Source organism: Streptomyces sp. NBC_01341 (assembly GCF_035946055.1).
Classification (GTDB): Bacteria; Actinomycetota; Actinomycetes; order Streptomycetales; family Streptomycetaceae; genus Streptomyces.
In genome coordinates this window covers 6,587,888-6,606,455 of sequence record NZ_CP108364.1, presented here as the reverse complement: position 1 = coordinate 6,606,455, position 18,568 = coordinate 6,587,888, and the positions used below count along the sequence as shown (strand labels likewise).

Here is an 18,568-nt window from a genome sequence, read left to right as displayed (position 1 = left end):
AGGCGTCCGGCGCTCACCCGGCGTCCGTGCGAGCGCCGTCCTCCTCCTCGATGGCCACCGGGCGCATCTGGGCGGCGCGGACGCGGCCGACGTCCAACTTGGTGCCCCCGTCAGTCCCGGTCCTCCCGGATCATGTCGGCACACTTCTCGCCGATCATCATCGTGGTGATGCAGGGGTTGACCGCGGGGAGGAAGGGCATCACGGACGCGTCGGCCACCCTCAGGCCCCGCACGCCCTTCACCCGCAGCCGGGGATCGAGGACGGCCTCGGGGTCGTCGACGGCGCCCATCCGCACCGTGCCCGCGGGGTGGTAGACCGTGTTGTGGGTCTTCCGGATGTAGTCGAGCAGTTCCTCGTCAGTCGTGGCGCCGCTCCCGGGCGCCAGCTCACGGCCGGCCCAGGACGCCATCGGCGCCCGCGAGACGATGTCCCGGGCGAGCCGAAGGCCGTAGGTCATCACCCGCACGTCGTGCTCGTGGGTGAAGTAGCGCGGGTCGACCCGGGGCTTGTCACGGAAGTCACGGGTGCGCAGGCGGACGGTGCCCGTCGAGCGCGCACGGGTGACGTTGGGCGTGAGGCAGAAGGCGTTCTCGGAGGTGGGATATCCGCGCCGGTAGGTGTTCATGTCGAAGGGCACGGACCCGTAGTGGAACATCAGGTCCGGTCGGTCGAGGCCGCCTTCGGTGTCGGCGAAGATGCCGATCTCCCACCACTGGGTGGAGGTGGTGACCATGGGCTGCCGCGCCTCCCACATGATCACCCCTTCGGGGTGGTCCTGGAGACGGGCTCCGACGGCCGGCGAATCGACCTCGACCTCCACGCCCATCTCGCGCAGGTGTTCCGCCGGGCCGATCCCCGAGAGCATGAGCAGCTTCGGCCCGTCGATGGAACCGCAGGCCACGACGACCTCGCGGCGCGCGCCGACGGTGCGCGAGTGGATGAGGTCGGGTGTCAGGTACTCGACCCCGGTACAGCGCCGCCCGCCGTCGAGGACGAGGCGTTTCGCCTGCAGCCCGGTGCGTACCTCCAGGTTGGGCCGCTGCCCGATGACCGGGTGGAGATACGACACGGACGCTGACGAACGGGTGCCGTCGGCCCGGGCGTTGATCTGGAACCAGTGCGCCCCGCGGGTCACCGTCGTGCCGGTGTTGAACGGGGTGGTGGGGATTCCGGCGTCCGCGCAGGCCTCGAGCAGGGCCGCGCCGCACGGGTCGTTCGGCGGGATCGTGCGGATGGTCACCGGACCGCCGCGTCCGTGGTGGTCGCCCGGCGCGTCGTTGGTCTCCAGGCGCTTGTAGAGGGGGAAGCAGTCCGCGGCGCTCCAGCCCTCGCACCCCCGAGCGCTCCATTCGTCGAGGTCCTCGGCGGGCGCCCAGAAGGCGATGCAGGAGTTGTGCGACGAACAGCCGCCGAGGACCTTGGCCCGGGCGTGCCGCATGAAGCTGTTGCCGTTCTCCTGGGGCTCCACCGGGTAGTCCCAGTCGTATCCGGATTCCAGGAGCCCCATCCAGCGGTCGAGCCGGAGGATGTTCTGGTCACCGACGTCGGAGGGACCTGCCTCCAGCACGCATACGGTGACCGAGGGATCCTCGGACAGCCTGGCGGCGACGACCGCGCCGGCCGTACCCCCGCCCACCACCACGTAGTCGAACTCGTCCCTCGGCCGGCTTTCAGCGGACATCTGGCTCTCCAGGAATCAGGGGGACGCGGACAGCGGTCAGGCGGACGGTGGTGCGGACTCCGCCGGGTCGTTCGTCACGGACCGGTGGCTCTCCAGGACCCCGGTCCTGTGCCGCTGGACGAACCAGTAGTAGGCGAAGCCGCCGAGACCGACGATGCCGACGAAGACGAACGCCCCCCAGCGCAGATACCAGTGCTGGGGCCCCGTCGCGTTGTAGACCTCGGCTCGCGGCCACGCGAGGTTGAGCGCCATCCCCGCTCCCCACAGCACGGCGAGGAGGTTGACCGGCAGCCCGAACCGCCCCAGTGTGAAGTTGCCCTCCGCGCAGCTCCAGTGGCCCTTCAGCCTGCGGACGAGCATGGGAGCCGTGACCAGCAGGTAGGCCACGTAGATCATGATGACGGCGATGCTGGTGATCACCGAGAAGATCTGCGGCTGGTTGATGTTGATCACCAGGATGACGACGCCCACCACGCCGATCACGACGGCAGGCACGACGGGTGTCCTGAAGCGGGGACTGACCCGGGCCAGTACCGAGCCCGCGGGCAGGTTGTTGTCCCGTGCCATCGCGAACATCAGCCGGATCCCGGCAGCTTGCACGGCGAGCACGCAGACCGTGATCGCGACGACGACGCACCAGAGGAAGATCTCGCCGATGGTCGAGCCGAGCGTCTGCAGGACGACGTACTGCAGACCCCCCGTCGACAGCTCCTTCGCGGCCAGGTCGGGGACGGCGAGCAGCGCGAAAAGCAGAATCAGACCGCCGATGAGGAACGAGGCGATGAGGGCCCGCAGGATCGCACGTGGTGCGTTCCGGCTCGGGTGGTGCGACTCCTCGCCGAGCGAGGACGCCGTGTCGAAGCCGTACATCACGTAGGCGGACGCGAGCGACGCGGTGAGGAACGCGCCGAAGTAGCCGAGGGTCCGCCCCTCTCCGAGCCCGTACGTGTCCGTCAGGACGCTGCTGGGGCCGCGGGTGATGTGCGCGGCCAGGAAGATGATCAGTGCGACGGCGGCGATCAGCTCGATGAACACGCCGGCGGAGTTGATCCGCGCCATCAGCTTGACGCCGAACGCGTTGATCAGCGTGGAGAACAGGATCAGTACCGTGCCCAGGAGCACCGCGTTCTTCGCCGCGTCGTTCTTGCCGCTGCCGTCACCGACGAACTGGAACCAGCCGTCGATCTGCGGCAGCGTGATCTGGTAGGCGAGGGCCACGGCGGACAGCGAGACCATGGTGGCGGTCATCATCATCCACCCGCCGAGCCAGCCGATGTGCGGACCACCCATGCTCTTGGCCCAGTTGTAGATCGAGCCGGCCACGGGATACCGGGCCGCGAGCTCGCAGAAGCACAGGGCGACCATCAGCTGTCCCACGAACACCATGGGCCAGGACCACCAGTAGGCGGGCCCTCCGAAACTCACGCCGAAGTAGAACAGCTGGAAGGTGCCGGTCAGGATCGAGATGTAGCTGATGCCCGCGGCGAACGTGTGGAAGTTGCCCAGGGTCCGCTTGAGTTCGGGCTTGTAACCGAGTTCGGCGAGTGAGTCGTCGTCGTGTGTACCGTCGGCCCGGGTACCGGGCGGCGGCATGCCCGTCGGCTCGGGGCTCGTGGGGCCGGACGGGCTCATTCGAACCACCTCTGCGGACGGGCTGCGGTGTTGCGCCAGATGTGCTTGGCCTCCTGGTACTCCGCGAGCCCGGCCGGGCCCAGCTCACGGCCCACGCCGGACTGCTTCATGCCGCCCCATTCGGCCTGCGGCACGTACGGGTGGAAGTCGTTGATCCAGATCGTGCCCGCGCGCAGCCCCGCGGCCACCCGGTGGGCGCGCTCGCCGTCCTGCGTCCAGACGGCTCCCGCCAGCCCGTAGACGGTGTCGTTGGCCAGGGCGACGGCCTCGGCCTCCTCCCTGAACCGCTCGACGGTGAGGACGGGGCCGAAGGACTCGTCCCTCACGACGGACATGTCCGGGGTGCACTCGTCGAGGACGGTCGGCAGGTAGTAGAAGCCCCGCTGCAGGGCCGGGTCGTCCGGGCGGGCGCCTCCGCAGCGCAGCACGGCGCCCTCCGCGAGACCGGCGGCCACATAGGTCTCCACCTTGTCGCGGTGGGCGGCCGAGATCAGGGGCCCGCTGCGCGACTGCTCGTCGAAGGGTCCGCCGAGCCGGATGTCGCGGGCGCGGCGTACGAGTTCGTCGACGAAGGCGTCGTGCAGCTCGTCCTGCACGAGGAGCCGGGCACCGGCCGAGCAGACCTGACCGGCGTGCAGGAAGACGGCCATCAACGCGTAGTCGACCGCGGTGTCGAACTCGGCGTCGGCGAAGACGATGTTGGGGTTCTTGCCGCCCAGCTCCAGGGCGATCTTCTTCACGGTGGGCGCGGCGGCCGCCATGATGAGCCGTCCGGTGGCCAGGCCGCCGGTGAAGGAGACCATGTCCACCCGCGGGTCCGAGGTCAGGGGCTCCCCCACGGCCGCTCCGGATCCGAGCACGAGGTTCGCGGCCCCGGACGGCAGTCCGGCCTCGGTGAGCGCCTTCATCAGGAGGATCGCGGTGTGCGGGGTCAGTTCGCTGGGCTTGAGGACGAAGGTGTTGCCCGCGGCGAGCGCGGGGGCCACCTTCCAGGCCGTCTGCAGCAGCGGGTAGTTCCAGGGCGTGATCAGTGAGCACACGCCCACCGGTTCGTGCACCACCCGGCTGTCGATGCCGGGATCGCCCGTGTCCACGACGCGGTCGGTGCCGCCGGCGGCAGCGAGGTTGCCGAAGTAGCGGAAGCAGTTCGCGATGTCGTCCATGTCGTACTCGCTCTCCACGAGCCGCTTCCCCGTGTCCAGGGTCTCGGCTCTGGCGAACGCGTCCTTGTCCCGTTCCAGCAGGTCGGCGACGCGCAGCAGGAGCCGGCCGCGCTCCGCGACCGGTGTGCGCGGCCAGGGCCCCCCGTCGAACGCCTCGCGCGCGGCGGCCACCGCCGCGACGGCGTCCCGCGGTCCCGCCTCGTCGACGGCGGCGACCAGTTCGCCGTCGGCCGGGCAGCGGATCTCCCGCGTCCCGCCCTCGACGGCGGCGCTCCATCGGCCACCGATGAACAGCTCAGGCATGGTTCCCTCCGGGCTCGGTCCGGGCTCGCACGGGTGGGTGGAGGCCGAAGCCGAACGTGCCGAGCTCGCCACCCAAAGTAAGCGCCGGACGGTGGAGCCGCGCGGCGAGCGACTCTCCGCGCTGCCCCTGGCCCACCCGGCCTGCCACGCGGCCTGTGACGCTCACACCGGAGCGACGACCCTGCCCACCTCGGGGAGCGGTGGGCGGCCTCGAAGCGCCGCTTTCCGGCCGAAGACACGATTCTCGCGTGGGAACCAAGGGAGCATCACCGCAGGTCAGGCGGTAGTTCTGGGTTGTACCACTGCAACTCGTCCACATGTCGGACACGCGCCACCCGGTCGGCGCACCGCGTCCGAGCTGGCCGAACGGCCATTCGGTCGGCTCGTCCCACGCCGACCGGGCCGGAAAACACTGATCGATGTGCGCTCACTGCCCGCAGGCGCAAGACTCCCGACCGCAATCACGCCCCCAAGTGAAGGAGTTTCACCAATGCGTCACAATCTCGGCAGGGTCGGCGTCATCATCACGGCTTCCACACTCGCCATGGGCGGCACCGCAGCCGTGGGCGTGGCCGAGGCCGGCCCCGCCCGCTCCGCCGGCCTCTACGCCCCGTCGGCCCTCGTCCTCTCCGTCGGCAAGGCGGACGCCGCGTCGGTCACCGTCCAGCGGGCGGTCACGCTGAGCTGCGCACCGCGCCCCGGCGGCACGCACCCCGCGCCGGGCGCCGCCTGTTCGGAGCTGCGCGCCGTCGAGGGGGAGTTCGCGCAGCTGACCAGGCCGCAGTCGCAGGGCAACTGCACGCGCCAGTGGGACCCCCTCGTCCTCAGTGCGACCGGAGTGTGGCAGGGCCGCAACGTCTCCTGGTCCGCCACCTTCGGCAACGAGTGCGAGATGCGGGCGAGCCTGGCCGAGGGCTCGGTCTTCTCGTTCTGACCGGCGCGTCCGGTGAACGCTTCCCGGTGCGACGGGCGGCCGTCGCACCGGGGAGCGGACTGCTCACGGGCCGACGCCGGGGCCGTCGTGGCGTCCGGCACGCTCCGCCGGCAGCCGTAGCGGTCACCCGCACACCGGTCGACCGAACTATGGTGTCCCACCACATACGCCCCTGACCTGCACCTTCCTACGGTATGGCGACACGGAAACGTCCCCGCCAACTGTCCGGAAGTGGTGTCCATGGCCGCCCCAGCAACCGCTCCCCCGCCGCCGTCCAACCTCCGCCGCATCGTCGCCGCGAGCCTCGTCGGGACGACGGTGGAGTGGTACGACTTCTTCCTCTACGGATCGGCCGCCGCGCTGGTCTTCAACAAGCTGTTCTTCCCCGGCTCCGACCCGCTCGTCGGCACCCTGCTCTCCTTCCTCACCTACGCGGTGGGCTTCGCCGCGCGCCCGATCGGCGCCCTGGTCTTCGGACACTACGGAGACCGGCTGGGGCGCAAGAAGCTCCTGGTCCTGAGCCTGCTGATGATGGGCGGCGCCACCTTCGCCATCGGCCTCCTGCCCACCCACGCCACCATCGGATCCGCCGCACCGGTCCTGCTGACCGTCCTGCGCCTCGTGCAGGGCTTCGCTCTCGGCGGCGAGTGGGGCGGCGCGGTCCTGCTCGTCTCGGAGCACGGCGACGCGAAGCGGCGGGGCTTCTGGGCCTCGTGGCCCCAGACGGGAGCGCCTGCGGGACAGCTGCTCGCCACCGGTGTGCTCTCCGCGCTCACGGCCCTCATGTCGGATTCGGCGTTCGAGTCCTGGGGCTGGCGCATCCCGTTCCTGCTCTCGGGGGTGCTCGTGATCCTCGGCCTGTGGATCCGCCTCTCCGTCGACGAATCGCCCGTCTTCAAGGCGGCCCTGGTCCAGGCCGAGCGGCGCAAGGCCGCCGCGGAGCCCGCGGAGAAGATGCCACTCGTCGCCGTGCTGCGGCATCACTGGCGCGACGTGATCATCGCGATGGGCGCGCGGATGGCCGAGAACATCAGCTACTACGTGATCACCGCGTTCATCCTCGTGTACGCCACGACAGCCGTGGACCTGAGCAAGCAGACGGCACTCAACGCCGTACTCGTCGCCTCCGCCGTGCACTTCGCCGTGATCCCGTTGTGGGGAGCGCTGTCGGACCGCATCGGGCGCAGGCCGGTCTACCTGATCGGTGCCATCGGTGTGGCGCTCTGGATGTTCCCGTTCTTCGCACTGATCGACAGCCGGAGCTTCGGGAGTCTGCTGCTCGCCGTCACGGTCGGTCTGATCTTCCACGGCGCGATGTACGCGCCCCAGGCGGCGTTCTTCGCGGAGATGTTCGCGACCCGGATGCGTTACTCGGGGGCGTCGATCGGCGCCCAGTTCTCGTCGGTCGCGGCAGGGGCCCCTGCCCCGCTCATCGCCACGGCGCTGCTCGCCGACTTCGGCACCTCGACCCCGATCTCCCTGTACGTCATCGCCGCCGCGCTGATCACGGTGCTGGCGATCGTCTGCGCCAAGGAGACCAGGAGCAGGGACCTCGCGGACATCGAGCCGGGGGTCGGCCAGCAGGCCGCCGTCGCCGAGGACCTGCCCGCCGACGCCCGAACGGTCTGACCCCAGCCCCCGAGGGGGCGGATCCGAGGCCCGTCTCCGTCACCCGCCCCGCGGGAAGGGACGGGCCTCGGGGCGCTTGCGGCGCGTACCCCTCCCGACGCGGCAGCCGTCACGTCGGCCCCCACTCGGACGCCCCGCACTCACCCGCCGGAGCCAGGTGCCCCGTACGGCCCTTCCCTCGTGGTCAGCACCCGGTCGACGCCGGTGAGTTCGAGGAGGTGGCCGAGTTCCCTGCCCACCCCGACGAGTCGCAGGGACGTTCCTGCGGCCAGGGCCCTGCGGTGGGCGAGGACCAGTTCGGTGATGCCCACCGAGTCGCAGAACACGAGCAGTGACATGTCGAGGACCAGGGGCACCCCCGCACGTGGGGGGATCTCCTCGACGGCCCGTCGGAAGCGGTCGGCGGTGAGGTGGTCGAGCGCTCCGGTGAGCCGCAGGACGACGGCACCGGGATGTCCGTGATCCACCGTGAGCACCAGCGCGTGCTCAGGCATCGCCGATGCTCCGTGAGAACGGGCGGATGCCATGGGTACGGTGGACGCCGGCCGGAATGCGCCGGACGTCAGAGGAGCCGGGCCGCCAACAGCGCGATGTCATCGGTCTTTCCCTTTCCGAAGGTGTCGAGCAGGACGTCGCACAGCTCCTCGAGTGCCTGTGGCGCACCGCGGAGGGTCTCGCTCAGGGCTTCCATACTGTCGTCGAGGTCCTCGCCGGGTACCTCGATGAGTCCGTCCGTCAGCAGCAGGAGTGTGGAACCTTCCGGCACGTCGTGGCACGTGGCGGGCGGATGCGGCAACTGGAGGCCGAGCAGCGGGCCGTGCTCCGTCAGGTAACGCGTGGAGCCGTCGGTGCACCTCAGCAGCGGCGGTATGTGTCCAGCGTTGGCGACGTGGATCCGGCGGCCGCCCGGCTCGACCAGGACGAGGCACACGGTGACGGTGATCGACGGGCGCAGCCGCACCAGCAGTGCGTCCAGGCGGTCGAGCAGGGTCCGGGGATCGTGCCCCTCGATGGCGTAGGCGCGCAGTCCGTGGCGCACCTCGCCCATGATCATGGCGGCCTGGAGGGAGTGCCCGGCGACGTCGCCGATGGCGAGCAGCAGGCCGTCGGACGTCTGGATGGCCTCGTAGAAGTCGCCGCCGATCTCGGTGTGGTCGGCCGCGGGCTCGTACCGTACGGCCATGTCCACGCCGCGCACCTCGGGAAGGCGGTCCGGCAGGAACGTGCGCTGGAGGGTGAGCACGAGGGCGTGCTCCTCGCTCTGGCTGCGGAGCGCCTCCAGGCCCAGCGCGCACGCCTGGGCCAGCTGCGACAGGAGCTCGCCGTCGTCGGCGCCCCCGAGCGTCGTCGCGTCCACGGCGAGGGCGACCGGCGGACGTCCCTGCTTCGTCCGGGCGAGGATCAGCCCGACCCGGCCGGGGAACACGTCGGCGCGGCCGGAGGGATCCCGTGAGATCAGCGCCTTCCACTGCTCGCCCGACAGGAGCACGGTGTCCGTCCCCGTGCCGTCCCCGAGAGCCGTTTCGCAGAGGAGGTCCAGGACGCGCAGGTCCGCCTGCCAGACGGGTACGGCGGCCTGGTCCGGGCTCCCGGGCCCCACGCCCCGCCCGGACCCGCTTCGCGGAGCCGCGGCGAGATGGAGGGTGCGGTTGTCGGGACTCAGGGACACGGCCACGGCAGGTGAGCCCATCAGGGCGGCCGCCCCAGCGGCGGCGGCGGTGGTGAAGGCCTCGCCGTCCCGCGCTCCGTACACGGCGAGGGTGCTGCTGTTCAACGCGGCGACACGCGTGGCGAGCCGCTCGGCACGCCGTCGGGCGCGGGCGTAGCGCAACGCGGCCGTGACGGTGGCGAGCAGTTCGTCCGGAGCGATCGGCTCGGTCAGATACGCGTCCGCGCCGCGGTGCAGCCCCTGTGCGCGGTCACTCACCTCGATCGCCGTCGCGGACACGTGGATGACGGGCAGTGAGGCGGTGCGCGGGTCCGCCTTGATCTGCTCGCACACCTCGAATCCGCTCATGTCCGGAAGCCGCACGTCCACGACGGCGAGTTCCGGAAGATCGGCGTCGGAGGCTCTCGCGAGCTGGGCGAGGCCCTCGGCGCCGTCGGCGGCCTCCACCACCGTGTGCCCGGCACGGCGCAGCCAGCTGGACACGATGTAGCGCTTCGTGTCGTTGTCGTCGAGCACCATGACGGTCGCGACGGCGCTGTCCGGGTGGGAGTGGTGACTCACTGCCTGCCGTCCTCTCCGGCTGTGTACGGGGCCTCCGGCGGCTCGTCCCCGAAGGCGGAGGCGAGTTGCGCCAGAGAGAGCGTCGACTTGTCGAGGACGGCTCGCGCGTGTGTCAGTCTCTCGTTGTCCAGCGACTCGGCAGGTGCCGAGGTGACGACCACGACGGGTATGCCGCACAGTCCGGGGTCGTCGGCGAGCTCGGACAGGACCGCGTAGCCATCCATGTCCGGCATGTGCAGATCCAGGAGAACCGCGTCCGGCCGCTCGGTCCGTACGGTGGCGCTCGCGAGGCCGCCCTCCCCGACCTCGATCAGCCGGCCGGCCAGTTGGGCCAGGACGGGACGGACCGTGCTCCTGAACACCTCGTCGTCGTCCACGGTGACCAGCACATCGAGTGCGGGGCGGCCGGGGGTGCCGGCGGCACCGGCGTTCCCGGCGGCCCGGTCGGCGGGCAGCCGCACCGTGACCTGTGTTCCGGATCCCGGCCGGCTCGTGAGCTCCAGGGTCCCGCCGAGGAGTTCGGTGAGCCTTCGCGCGTAGGGCAGCCCGAGGCCCGTGCCGGGGCGCCCGCGCTGGTGGGGGCCGCGTACCTGGTAGAACTCCTCGAAGATCTGCTGCTGCTCGTCCTCGGGGATGCCCACACCCGTGTCCGTCACCGTGAAGACCACATGGTCACCTCCGGGCCCGCCGTCAGCGTCCACTTCGAGTCCCACGGCCCCCTGCTCCGTGAACTTGAGCGCGTTGGACAGGAGGTTGCGCAGGATCCGGGTGAGCATCACCTCGTCGGTGAGCAGCGGCAGTTCCGACGTGGCGACCGACAGTTTCACCTCCCCCTGCGTGCCGTAGCCCTTCAGCGTCCCGCGCAGTTGGCCGAGCACGGCCCGGAGATCGACCGGCGCGACGTGGGGTTCGAGTCGTCCGGACTCGGCCTTCGCGACGTCCAGGAGTTCGTCGACGAGGGCGAGCAGCGTGGCACCGGAGGCGGAGATCAGGGAGACCTGCCTGCGCTGTTCGTCGTCCAGTCCACCGGAATCAGGGTCGAGCAGCAGTCTGGCCAGGCCCACCACCGAGTTGACGGGTGTGCGCAGTTCGTGGCTCACGTTCGCCCAGAACCGCGTCTTGGCCTCGCTGGCCTGCCTCAGCTGGTGCGACTTCTCGTCCAGTTCCGCGTAGAGGGCGACCACGCCCCGGTTGGTCTCCTCCAGTTCCTCGGACAATTCCGAGTAGAGGGCGACCACGCCCCGATTGGTCTCCTCCAGCTCGTCGTTCAGTCGGCTGAGCTCCTCGCGCTGGGCTCGTGACTCCTCCAGGGCGGCAATCAGGTCGCTGGTCTGTGCCCGGGCGTCCTCGAGGACGCTGCTGCCCGTGTGCTGCGTGAGCAGGTCCCGGGCCTGCCGCACGCTGTCGGCGGTCAGGACGCCGACGGCGAGCTGCTGCTCGACCAGCAGCGTCCGGGTTCCGGCCTCGTGATGCACCTGGACCAGTCGGGAGGCCGCGCGCAACGACTCGTCGCCGGGACCGGGACCGTCCCCCCAGAGGAGGGAGGCGCGCAGCGCGGGCGGAGTTCCGGGTACCGCGCTCAGGGCGACCCGGAGGGCGGACGAGCCGAGCAGGTCGCGGCCGAGTTCGCTCAGGGCGGTCGCCAGACGCGTCTGGTCCTGTCGTTCGGCCCCCAGCGCCTGCGCCGCGGCCTTGCCTGTGCGGCGCAGCGCGAAGACGTCCTGTTCGGTGGCGATGGCGATCGTCACCAGATGCGTGGTGCCGTCTGCCGCGGTCGGAGTCACCATGGTCCTTTCACTACGGCGACGCCCGCGTCGTCGCGGCGTATGCCTGCCTCCCGCAGCAGCTGGGCGGCCGCCACCAGTGGGGAATGCTCCAGGAAACCCGGCAGCGACGCCGGCTGCCAGCGTTCTGTGAGCCCGTCCGAATGCATGACCACCCCGCCGTGGCGCGGGAGTTCCTGGCGTACGGCCCGGAGGTTCGGAAGCTGGTGTCCCACGATCCCGGGCGCGGAGAGGAGCGATCGCCTGCTGTCGGTCTCCGAGTCGACGACGAACGTGCTCACGTTGCCCACGCCGCAGAAGAGCAGGCTCTTCGTGAGCGGTTCGATGCGCACCACGGCGACCGCTCCGCCGCGGCTGCCGCGCAGGGCCTTGTGGATCTCGGTGATCACGCCCGCGGGGTCGTCGGTCCGGCTCTCACGGAACGCGGTCGCGGCCGCCTCAGAGGCGCGGCGTGCGAGTGGGCCGTGTCCGAGTCCGTCGCAGAACATCAGAAGCAGCGCGGGCCCCTCGGCGTGCCCCGTCGGCTCCGGCGCTTCCCTCACTTGCCGGGGCCGGTCCGGCGCCGGCCGGAATCCGGTGAGCGCCGCCCACCCGAGCGGCTCGGCGGGCCGGCTCCCCACCCGGCGGATGGCCTCGTCCGCCTGATCCGGCGTACGCCGGCCGACCGTACGCGCGGCCCAGATGTCCCCGCACACCACCTCGCCGGTGATGGGCCGGGTGAGTCCCGCGACGACCGGCTCTCCCAGCGCGGCCGAACGCCGGGCGGCGTCCTTCGTCCAGAACCGGGCGGACAGCACGGTGCCCCGCCCGGGCAGTGAATGGACGTCAAAGGTGTCGGCCAGGCGGGCGATCGCCCCGAGACCGATCCCCAGCGTGCCCGTCGAGGACGTACCGTCCACGAGACACCGGGCGACGTCCGGCATGCCGGGGCCCTCGTCCGTCGTGACGATCTCGAGCCCGGCGTCCTGTTCCGTCCGCACTATCCGGAGCAACAGCGCACCGTCGACGGCGTGCTTGCGCAGGTTGGTGGCCGCCTCACTCACCGCGAGGGACACCTCCGCACAACGCTGCTCGTCGAAACCGAGGCGCCTGGCGAGCGCCGCCGCGGCTCCGCGCGTCGACGCCGGGAGCGACTCGTCGTCACGGAACCACGCGACGTCCTCGGATTCGAGCAGGGGCGGCGTCAGCGAGCCCATTTGGTCACCGCAACCTGCGTGCCCCGGCCGACCTCCGTGTCGAGCGAGAAGTCGTCCACCAGGCGCCGGGCTCCGCTGAGGCCCAGGCCGAGACCTCCGCCCGACGTCCAGCCGTCGGTCAGGGCCAGGTCCAGGTCGGGGATGCCGGGACCGGTGTCCTCGAAGACGGCCGTGACGCCCACCCGGCTGTCCTGACGGACGAGACCGGTGCGCATGACGCCGCCGCCTCCGTAGACCAGGGTGTTGCGCGCGAGTTCACTCGCCGCCGTGACCAGCTTCGTCTGGTCGACCAGCGAGAGCCTGCACCGCTGGGCGAGGGTGCGCACCAGCTGACGGGCCCGCACCACGTCGTCGTTCGTCGCGATGGTGACGGTCTCGTGATCGGCGTCCGGGACGGGCCGGGACCCGCTCACGGCTTCGCCGGAGGGCGGCTGTCGGGCCGGGCCAGCATGTCGAGCCCCTTCTCCAGGGTGAGAGCCGTGCGCACGCCGCCGAGCGAGAGCCCCAGTTCGACGAGCGTGATGGCGACGGCGGGGCGCATGCCGACGACGACGGTCTCGGCGTCCAGCATGTGGGAGATGGCGGCCGTGGTGGCGAGCATGCGTCCGACGAACGAGTCGACGATCTCCACCGCGGTGATGTCGATGACCACGCCGGTCGCCCCGGTCGTCACGATCCGTGCCGCGAGGTCGTCCTGCAGGTCGAGGACGGTCTGGTCCTCGAGGTCGACCTGGATGGAGACCAGCAGGACGTCGCCGATCTTCAGCACGGGGACTCGCTCGGTCACGCTCGTCCTCCGACCCGGCCGAGTTCGACGCTGTCGCGGCGCAGGGCGTGCTTGAGGGCGTCCGCGAGCGTCGCCTTGGTGACAATGTCGCCGAACTGGATGCCCAGCGCCACGATCGTCTGGGCGATCTGGGGGCGAATGCCCGAGATCGTGCACTCGGCGCCCATCAGCCGCGCCGCGACGACGGTCTTGAGCAGGTGCTGGGCGACCTCGGTGTCGACGGCGGGGACACCGGTGATGTCGATGATCGCCTGATCGGATCCGGTGTCGACGAGGGTCTGGAGGAGCTTCTCCATGACGACCTGGGTACGTGCCGAGTCGAGGGTGCCGACCAGGGGGACGGCGACGACGCCCTCCCACAACTTCACCACGGGGGTGGACAGTTCCATCAGCTGCTCGGCCTGGGCGCTGATGATCTCCTCACGCGTCTTCGCGTACACCTCGAGCGTGTACAGCCCGAGCGCGTCCATGAGACGGCTCAGCCGGAGGTAGGCGTGGATGTCGTCGGCCGACGTCTCGCCCGACGGTTCGAGGAGCTCCTTGCAGGCGAGCACACTGATCGCGGTCTCGGTCGGCGAGAAGCCCTGCCGCGCGCGGTTCCGCGAAAGTTCACCGAGGAGCGCGCGGACTTCGGCGTACTTCTCGCCCTGCCAGTCGAATCCGCCCTCCCTGAGGCCGTCCACCAGCGCCGAGTACAGCTCGCGCAGCTCGCGGTCCAGCTCCGCCACGGAGATGCGTCCGCGCAGGGTCCGCGAAACGGTCTGCACCCACGCGGCGCCGAGCGTCTCCCGCTGCTCCGTGAGCAGCCCCACCAGGCGGGTCGATATCTCTTGGTCTGCCACCGAAGTGACCCCTTCTCTCATACCCGTCATCACAGTTCCCGCGCAGCGTATGCCATCGTTCCGGCGCCCCTGGCGGCATGTCGCCCGCAGCGACAGTCGCTGTTCTCACACCCTGTGCGCCAGGGGCTTCCGGCCGCCGGAGGAACGGCCGTCGGCACCTCGGGTGCGCGCGCCGACCAGGCAGTCCTCGACGGGGCGGCAGGCCGGACGGCACACGGGGCGGCGATACGGCCCGCACGGAGGCCTCGGTTCATCACATCTCTTCGAGCGCGAACCCGGCGCAGAGGAGAACCAGGCCGAGGAGGAGTACGAGCGCGACGGGAAGCATGGGCACCGCGTGCCCCTTCACAGGTACTTCACACCCCACTCGCGGGGGATTTTCGGCCGCGCGTTTCCGGAGCCGGCGCTCGCATCGCGGGGCATGGGCGGCGTAGGGGGAATCCGTGACGGCGGGGCCCCGGGCTCGGCCCGGCGATATTCCTGCGGCCCGTCAGGTTTGCGGCGGTGTTTCCGGGTGAGACGGCTCCACGGTCGCACGAGGGCGCGTGAGCTCCTGACGGCAACACGGAAAGCGGTCGTCCCATGGACCTGGGGAGGTCACCGGGACACCGCCGCCCGTGTCACTGTCATGCCCTGTGCCGGCCCGTCGACGCCGTGTCAGGCCGCGGGGGTCGGCTCGAACCAGGTGGGGCCGTCCGTCAGGGACTGCTTGATACGGAACAGCGAGAACTCGTTCAGCGGCGGCAGCGCGTCCACGTCGAACCAGGCGACTTCGAGCGACTCGTCGTCGTTCACGCGCGCCTCTCCTCCGACGGCACGGCAGCGGAAGGTGACGTCGAGGTACTGGCAGCGGTCGCCGTTGGCGTACTGCACGGGCTTGAGGGCCTGGGTGAGCACCACCCGTTCCGCGACGCAGCGCACGGCCGTCTCCTCGTACACCTCGCGCTCCGCCGTCGCCGCGGGCTCCTCGCCGGGCTCGCAGATTCCGCCGACGACCGACCAGTTGCCCGTGTCGGACCGCCGGCCGAGCAGCACCCTGCCGTCGTCGTCGAAGACGACGGCGGTGACTCCGGGCAGCAGGAGCAGTTGGTGGCCTGCGGTCGCACGGATGTCACGGATGAAGTCTGGAGTAGCCATGGAGCGAGCCTACGTGGCCGCTCCCGCGTTCTCCCGGCCGGCCGGGGCGTCCTTCCGGGCCGTCCTCGTGCGCACGGAGCGGACCACGGCCCAGCCGAGGCCGGCGACGGCGAGGAGCGCGAGGACGCCCTCCGGGAGTGTCCCCATCCGGGTGGCCGGTGTGAGCGAGGAACGCAGGGGCACCTCGTCGACCAGGGCGTCCGGGGTGAACATCTTCGTCTTCTTCACGATGGTGCCGTCCGGCCGGATCACGGCGCTCACGCCACTGGTGACCGGCACGACGACGGACCGGCCGTGCTCGACCGCCCGAACCTGGCTCATCGCGAGCTGCTGGTAGGTCATCTCGCTGCGTCCGAAGGTCGCGTTGTTGCTCGGTACGGCGATGAGCCGGCCACCGTGCTCGACGGTGTCCCGCACGGCGTCGTCGAACGCGGCCTCGTAGCAGGTCACGAGCCCCACCTTGGTGCCCGCCAGGTCGAACACCCCGACCTTCGTGCCGGGGCCGAAGTCCCGCTGCACCCGGTCGACGTCCTTGCTGAAGAGGCGCACGAAGGACCGCATCGGCATGTACTCGCCGAACGGCTGGATGTGCCGCTTGTCGTAGGTGGCGACGGGACCGCTTTTCGGGTCCCACTGGATCAGGGTGTTGCGGAGCGGACCGGTGTCCGGCGTGACGACCGTGCCGACGACCGTGGGGGCGCCGATGGCCCGTACGGCATCGTCGATGACCTGGCGGGCGTCGGGGTTGCGGTACGGGTCGAGGTCGGAGGAGTTCTCGGGCCAGAGGACGAGGTCGGGCTGCGGCACCTTGCCCGCCTTCACGTCGCGGGCGAGCTGCTCCGTCCGGGCGGCGTGGTTGTCGAGGACCGCACGGCGCTGCGCGTTGAAGTCGAGCCCCAGTCTCGGCACGTTGCCCTGGATCGCGGCGACCGTGGCCGTGCCGTCCTCGGGCGAGTCGTTTACGAGCGGGAGCGTGGCGAGCGCGGCGGCGACAGGAGCCGCGACGGCGGCCGCCGCGGCCACCACCGCGGCGCGGGGCACGGTGCCGGTGGCACGGTACCGGCGTACCTGGCGGGCGGCATCGAGCAGCCCGAAGCCGCACAGCACGACGGCGAAGGACAGCAGGGGGGTGCCGCCCAGAGCGGCGAGCGGCAGGAACGCGCCGTCGGCCTGGCCGAAGGCGATCTTGCCCCAGGGGAAGCCCCCGAACGGGACCCGCGCCCGGAGCGCCTCGTCCAGGGTCCAGACGGCGGCTCCCCACACCGGGGCGCAGGGCAGCCGGGAGACCGCGCTGATCCCCACGCAGCCGGCGGCGATGAACAGCGCCTCGGCGAACGCGAGCGCGAGCCACGGGACGGGGCCGACCTCCTCACCCGTCCAGTGCAGAAGGGGCAGCATGAAGCCCAGTCCCGTGAGGAGACCGAGTCCGAACGCGGCGCGCGGTCTGCGCGCGGTCAGGACCCATCCCAGCAGGGCGAAGCCGGGCAGTACCAGCCACCAGAGGGGCCGCGGCGGGAAGCTCGCGTAGAGCAGCGCACCGGACAGCACGGCAGCGGCCGGCCGGACGAGCCGCGGCCACAGCCTCCTGCTGCGGGACACGGGGGCGGGCGGCGGTTCGGCGGTGGTGATGGTGGCGCTCACCCGGCGGAGTCTACGGTGGACGGCCGTACGGGCGGCAGCCACTCCGGCTGTCAGGTTCCGGGGCGGTGACCGGGCTCCCCCGGGCGGGGGCCGGGGGCCGGTGGCCGCAGCCGGACCGCACGCGTTTCCCGGGCCGGGCTCAGAAGCCGCGAACGGCCGGTGACCCTGCTGGTGGACCCGAGGTGCAGCCGGTCGCGGATGAAGCGCACGGCTGCCTCCGCGTTGTCGACGGTGACGGTGAAGGTCCTGCCGTCACCCAGCCGGAGCACCAGCGCCTCCCCCCGGCGCACGACCACGGCGGTGCCCTGCTCGGGACGCCAGCGGTAACCCCAGCCGCCCCACTGACGCGGGGTGACCTTGGGTGCGAAGTCGGCGCCCACCACATGGGTGAGCAGGATCCGGCGCCTGGGGAGTCCTGCGTGCCCGCAGCGCACTTCCAGCGCGTCGCCGTCGACCTTGACGGCCACGTGGACGAAGGCGAGGGTCCCGAAGAGGATCAGCAGCCCGGCGAGGACACATCCGATGACGGACATGAGCAGGGGCGCGAATCCGGCGCCCCAGGCCGAGCCGACGGCGAGCTGGACGCCGAGCGCCAGGCATCCGGCGCCCACGGCCGCCAGCAGCCACTGGAAGCGGTTGGTGGCTCGTCCCGTCCAGACCATGGTCGGGGCCTGGCTGGAACCGTGCCTCGCGTTGGCGGGGTGGTCCGTCATGCCGGTCAGCGTACCCAGGATCCGCACGCCGGGGAGAGGCCGCGCGAGCCCTCCGGAGCGTCGAATCCGTCACACCGCGGGGCTGACGGCCTTGAGCAGCAGGCCCTCGGCGTAGGCCAGAGCGGGTTCGGGCAGCCCCGCGGCGTGTCCCGCGAGGAGGACGGTGAGGGTTCCGGCCGGTACGGCCGACGGAGCGGGCGCCGCCCCGATCCGGCGCAGTGCCTGCGCGGCCACAGCCTCGGCGGAGCCGTGCAGGACGAGCGGGGCACGTCCGGGCCGGTTGCGCTCCACGGCGGCGCGGATGCGGTCGGCCACCAGCTCGTAGTGGGTGCAGCCGAGGACGACGTCGGTCACGTCGGCCGGGGTCAGTGCGGCGGCTGCCGCGACCGCCCGGTCGATGGACTCCTCGTCGGCGTGCTCCACCGCGTCGGCGAGACCCGGGCAGGGCACCTCGGTCACGTCCACCGCCCGGGCGAAGTCGTTGATCAGTCCGCGCTGGTAGGGGCTCCCGGTGGTCGCGGGTGTGGCCCAGATGGCGAACGGGCCGCCGCCCGCGGCGGCGGGCTTGATCGCCGGCACCGTGCCGATGACCGGGAGTCCCGGTTCCAGCTCGGCACGGAGCGCCGGAAGGGCGTGGACCGAGGCGGTGTTGCAGGCGACGATCAGGGCGTCCGGACCGTGGGCCGCGGCCGCTTGCGCCACGGCGAGCGCGCGCAGGGTCACGTCCTCGGGCGTACGGGGCCCCCAGGGCATGGAGCCGGGGTCGGAGGACAGCACCAGATCGGCGTCCGGCCGCAGTCGGCGTACCGCGGCCGCTGCCGCGAGCAGGCCGATTCCCGAGTCCATGAGTGCGATCTTCACCCGGTCACCATAGTCGACAGCCCTTGCGGCACCG

At 71.3% G+C, this 18,568-nt stretch carries 16 protein-coding genes; 2 read left to right on the top strand and 14 right to left on the bottom strand.

Annotation, left to right across the window (positions count from 1 at the left end):
- Positions 1–110: 110 nt before the first annotated feature.
- The 3 genes from OG206_RS29155 to OG206_RS29145 are packed head-to-tail and all read right to left on the bottom strand — an operon-like array spanning position 111 to position 4,780.
- Positions 111–1,682, bottom strand: coding sequence for a GMC family oxidoreductase (locus OG206_RS29155; protein WP_327121304.1), 1,572 nt, complete (start codon positions 1,680–1,682; stop codon positions 111–113).
- A gap of 36 nt (positions 1,683–1,718) precedes the next feature.
- A complete protein-coding gene (locus tag OG206_RS29150; protein ID WP_442805912.1) occupies positions 1,719–3,314 on the bottom strand; it encodes an APC family permease in 1,596 nt (531 codons plus the stop codon).
- The gene (locus OG206_RS29145; protein WP_327121302.1) at positions 3,311–4,780 is read right to left on the bottom strand and encodes an aldehyde dehydrogenase family protein; all 1,470 of its coding nucleotides are present in this window, start codon (positions 4,778–4,780) and stop codon (positions 3,311–3,313) included. Before OG206_RS29145 ends, OG206_RS29150 begins: the two co-directional genes overlap by 4 nt.
- Positions 4,781–5,270: 490 nt before the next feature.
- Here OG206_RS29145 and OG206_RS29140 point away from each other — a divergent pair, with 490 nt between their 5' ends.
- Positions 5,271–5,714: a subtilase-type protease inhibitor gene (locus OG206_RS29140; RefSeq protein ID WP_327121300.1), complete on the top strand. Its 444-nt coding sequence runs from the start codon at positions 5,271–5,273 to the stop codon at positions 5,712–5,714.
- A 240-nt stretch (positions 5,715–5,954) separates the two neighbouring features.
- Entirely contained in the window at positions 5,955–7,343 is a 1,389-nt protein-coding gene (locus OG206_RS29135; RefSeq protein WP_327121298.1) for an MFS transporter, read from the top strand.
- Between the two features lie 140 nt (positions 7,344–7,483).
- Here the strand turns inward: OG206_RS29135 and OG206_RS29130 are convergent, their stop codons facing one another.
- The 11 genes from OG206_RS29130 to OG206_RS29080 all read right to left on the bottom strand — a co-directional run bounded on the left by OG206_RS29130 (position 7,484) and on the right by OG206_RS29080 (position 18,534).
- Complete coding sequence (locus OG206_RS29130; protein WP_327121296.1) at positions 7,484–7,837, bottom strand: STAS domain-containing protein; 354 nt, start codon at positions 7,835–7,837, stop codon at positions 7,484–7,486.
- A 68-nt stretch (positions 7,838–7,905) separates the two neighbouring features.
- Positions 7,906–9,573 (bottom strand): fused response regulator/phosphatase, encoded by a 1,668-nt coding sequence (locus tag OG206_RS29125; protein ID WP_327121294.1) that lies wholly within the window; start codon positions 9,571–9,573, stop codon positions 7,906–7,908.
- Positions 9,570–11,357 (bottom strand): ATP-binding response regulator, encoded by a 1,788-nt coding sequence (locus OG206_RS29120; protein ID WP_442805969.1) that lies wholly within the window; start codon positions 11,355–11,357, stop codon positions 9,570–9,572. Before OG206_RS29120 ends, OG206_RS29125 begins: the two co-directional genes overlap by 4 nt.
- Complete coding sequence (locus OG206_RS29115) at positions 11,354–12,553, bottom strand: ATP-binding SpoIIE family protein phosphatase (protein WP_327121292.1); 1,200 nt, start codon at positions 12,551–12,553, stop codon at positions 11,354–11,356. Before OG206_RS29115 ends, OG206_RS29120 begins: the two co-directional genes overlap by 4 nt.
- Positions 12,541–12,966 (bottom strand): anti-sigma regulatory factor, encoded by a 426-nt coding sequence (locus OG206_RS29110; protein WP_327121290.1) that lies wholly within the window; start codon positions 12,964–12,966, stop codon positions 12,541–12,543. Before OG206_RS29110 ends, OG206_RS29115 begins: the two co-directional genes overlap by 13 nt.
- On the bottom strand, positions 12,963–13,340 hold the full coding sequence (locus tag OG206_RS29105) for an STAS domain-containing protein (protein WP_327121288.1): 378 nt from the start codon (positions 13,338–13,340) through the stop codon (positions 12,963–12,965). The genes OG206_RS29110 and OG206_RS29105 overlap by 4 nt, the downstream gene beginning before the upstream one ends.
- On the bottom strand, positions 13,337–14,182 hold the full coding sequence (locus OG206_RS29100) for an STAS domain-containing protein (RefSeq protein ID WP_327121286.1): 846 nt from the start codon (positions 14,180–14,182) through the stop codon (positions 13,337–13,339). The genes OG206_RS29105 and OG206_RS29100 overlap by 4 nt, the downstream gene beginning before the upstream one ends.
- 657 nt (positions 14,183–14,839) lie before the next feature.
- The gene (locus OG206_RS29095) at positions 14,840–15,319 is read right to left on the bottom strand and encodes an NUDIX hydrolase (RefSeq protein ID WP_327121284.1); all 480 of its coding nucleotides are present in this window, start codon (positions 15,317–15,319) and stop codon (positions 14,840–14,842) included.
- Between the two features lie 9 nt (positions 15,320–15,328).
- Positions 15,329–16,960, bottom strand: a complete 1,632-nt coding sequence (lnt, locus tag OG206_RS29090; protein WP_327121282.1) for an apolipoprotein N-acyltransferase — start codon at positions 16,958–16,960, stop codon at positions 15,329–15,331.
- 50 nt (positions 16,961–17,010) lie between these two features.
- Positions 17,011–17,673, bottom strand: coding sequence for a hypothetical protein (locus tag OG206_RS29085; protein ID WP_442805911.1), 663 nt, complete (start codon positions 17,671–17,673; stop codon positions 17,011–17,013).
- Between the two features lie 69 nt (positions 17,674–17,742).
- Positions 17,743–18,534, bottom strand: coding sequence for a glutamate racemase (locus OG206_RS29080; RefSeq protein ID WP_327121280.1), 792 nt, complete (start codon positions 18,532–18,534; stop codon positions 17,743–17,745).
- Between the last annotated feature and the right edge of the window lie 34 nt (positions 18,535–18,568).